Here is a 2,469-nt window from a genome sequence, read left to right on the forward strand (position 1 = left end):
CGCTGCGCCAGCCGTAGCCGTCGGGCAGGTCGACGATCGACTTCTCCTCGCCCGCGGCGAACTGCGGCATGAAGTTCTTCAGCCAGACGCCGTGGTGCAGGTGGATGACGTCGGTCTTGGTCGGTGTCCCGTCCTTGTAGACGAGGTCCGGCTTGAACGACGTGATCCAGCCCGGGACCGACGGCTTCTTGTCGTTGGCCTCGAACAGGATGTCGTTCTGGCCGGGCTTCACGATGATCGGCCCGAACCGGTACTTCTGCGTCTGCTCGCCGGCGAATGCTGCGCCGGTGGGCGTCAGTGCCATCGCGCAGAACAGCGCAAGTGTGGTGAGCAGCCCTCTCCGAAGCATCCCTACCGGAACGTAGCGTACCGGCCCCTTCGGTCCACCACGCCACGGACGGACGCGGTGGACCGGGGATTCGACCGACCGGGCCGAGGGGGTGTCAGCCGAGGATCAGCGACTGCGGATTCATCGGGTCCACGCGCACCTGCACGGTCGTGCCGGGCTGGAGCTGCGGGACCTGCAGGCGGTTGATCATCTGACGGTGGGTGACGGGGTACGGGTTCGGGACGTTCGGGCTCGTGACCTGGAGGTCGAGCTCGACCACGGGGTTCTCGTTCACGGTCATGCCCGTGTCACGGATGCCGCCGATGGTCGCCTGACCGACGACGCCGGTCGCCATGAGGGTCTGGGCCTGCATCTGGCCCGAGTTGAGATCGGACAGCGTCTGGTTGGCCATCGCCACGCCGTCGCGCATCTGTCGCATCGAGCCGCCCATGCCCCGGTACTCGGGAGGAGTCATGGCCTCGGCCTGCTTCTGAAGATTGCGCATGTCCTTGAAGAAACCCATGTTCATCTGCCTCCTGAGGGGCGGTGGAATTGGTCGGTCGGAACGTCAACGGCTGACCCGCTTCGGGATTACGCAAACGTGAAGAAATGCGCCACCACCGCTCCGACACCGCCCTCACACCGTTCTCACACCCGTGCGCTTCACCTTGCCGTTCATGCCGCAGGTCGACACCACAAGCACCGACATCCACCGGGCTCTCGGGGTGCACCTCCACGAGGTCGCGAAGACCGAAGAGCCCTCTCCGCACGTCTGCCCGGAGTGCAAGCTGCCATTCGTGTTCCCGACGGAGGCCCTCGAGGTCGACGAATGGCACTTCGCGGTCGGGCTCCGCTGCCCCAACTGCGATTGGGAAGGCGCGGGGATCTACGACGACGAGGCGCTCGAGCGCTTCGACCTCGGTCTCGACGAGGGGACCCGAACCCTGGTGGCCGCGCTCGACGCGCTCTCCGCCGCGAACGCCCGCGACGAAGCCGACCGCTTCGCCGCCGCACTTCAGGCCGGCGCGATCCTGCCTGAGGACTTCTAGGACCAGCCCTGGGGGGCTTCGCCCCGCTGCGATCCGGACGTGGAGCCCCGGATCACGGTGGAGCGATGAACACGACGCGACGCGGCGCCCGATCTACGAGGCCACTGGGGGGTGGGCTTCGATCGGGCGCCGCGGCGTCATGAGCGCGACCGGGATCCCGAGCCCGGCCTCGCGCCGCACCGTGGCGATCCGACGGCCGGGCTGCACGGCGTCGCGGATGCTGCCGAGCTTCTCGCCGAGGAGATCCGCTGCGGCGTCGAGGTCCTCGACGTTGACGGTCAGGCCCCAGAGTCGCGCGGGTTCCGTGGTCGGCTCCCGCGGCGCCGCGACCTCGATGAGCGCGGGCCCGACGAGGTAGAACGCCTGGCGGATCTGGTCGGTCTCACGAATGCGGCGCCGGTCGAGGCCCGCGTCGTCGAGCGCGGCGAGGGTTCGGTCGAGGTCTCCGGTCATCACGACGACGTGGTCGAGCGCGTCGATGCGCAGCGGGTGGTCGGCTCCGCCGGTGCCGGTGATGTCGTCGAGCACCGGGATCCCCGCGATCTCCGCACGGTCCTCGAGCCCGGTGAAGTTCCAGCCCAGGAGCCCCCTGCCGGCGTCGGGCCCAGCGATGTGCAGGAGTACGCCGCCCAGCCTGGCGCAGCCGTTGACGTCGACATCGACACCGCACCCGCGCCATGCGTCAGGATCGGCGGCGAGACGGAGCGAAGTGAGAGTGGGATGAGGTCGCATCTATGAGTTACGTCATAGTAGGATCGGGCCGGATATGACCCGTCCCCTCCCCCACGTCGACGGCGTCGAGCACCAGTATGTCGACGCCGGCCCGCTCCGCATGCACGTCGCAGTCGCCGGCCCGGCCGACGCGCCGCCCCTCCTGCTCCTGCACGGCTGGCCGCAGCACTGGTACCTCTGGCGGGACGTGATCCCGGCGGTCTCGGACCGCTACCGCGTCATCGCGCCCGATCTCCGCGGCTTCGGTTGGACCGACGCGCCTCCGGGCGGCTACCGGAAGGAGCGCCTGGCCACGGACATCCTGGCGCTGCTCGACGCCCTCGGCATCGATCGGGTTCGGCTGGTGGGCCACGACTGGGG

At 69.0% G+C, this 2,469-nt stretch carries 5 protein-coding genes; 2 read left to right on the forward strand and 3 right to left on the reverse strand.

Annotated features, from left to right (window positions below):
- Positions 1 to 349: hypothetical protein (locus JHC79_RS23360; RefSeq protein WP_296395432.1), on the reverse strand; the 349-nt coding region annotated here is incomplete at its 3' end.
- A gap of 94 nt (positions 350 to 443) precedes the next feature.
- Complete coding sequence (locus JHC79_RS23365; RefSeq protein ID WP_296395434.1) at positions 444 to 857, reverse strand: hypothetical protein; 414 nt, start codon at positions 855 to 857, stop codon at positions 444 to 446.
- Between the two features lie 127 nt (positions 858 to 984).
- Between JHC79_RS23365 and JHC79_RS23370 the strand changes: the two genes are divergently transcribed.
- Positions 985 to 1,377, forward strand: coding sequence for a hypothetical protein (locus JHC79_RS23370; protein ID WP_296395436.1), 393 nt, complete (start codon positions 985 to 987; stop codon positions 1,375 to 1,377).
- Positions 1,378 to 1,470: 93 nt separating this feature from the next.
- On the opposite strand, the gene JHC79_RS23375 is transcribed toward JHC79_RS23370, so the two are convergent.
- Complete coding sequence (locus tag JHC79_RS23375) at positions 1,471 to 2,109, reverse strand: glyoxalase (protein ID WP_296395438.1); 639 nt, start codon at positions 2,107 to 2,109, stop codon at positions 1,471 to 1,473.
- A gap of 34 nt (positions 2,110 to 2,143) precedes the next feature.
- Here JHC79_RS23375 and JHC79_RS23380 point away from each other — a divergent pair.
- Positions 2,144 to 2,469, forward strand: a 326-nt coding sequence (locus JHC79_RS23380) for an alpha/beta fold hydrolase (protein ID WP_296395441.1), incomplete at its 3' end; no start/stop codon positions are given.

The organism is Williamsia sp., assembly GCF_016462415.1.
Taxonomy (GTDB): domain Bacteria; phylum Actinomycetota; class Actinomycetes; order Mycobacteriales; family Mycobacteriaceae; genus Williamsia_A.

Excerpts from the sequence above, each read along its gene's own strand:
- JHC79_RS23365 (WP_296395434.1), bottom strand. The coding sequence starts at position 857 with ATGAACATGGGTTTCTTCAAGGACATGCGCAATCTTCAGAAGCAGGCC.
- JHC79_RS23375 (WP_296395438.1), bottom strand. The coding sequence starts at position 2,109 with ATGCGACCTCATCCCACTCTCACTTCGCTCCGTCTCGCCGCCGATCCT.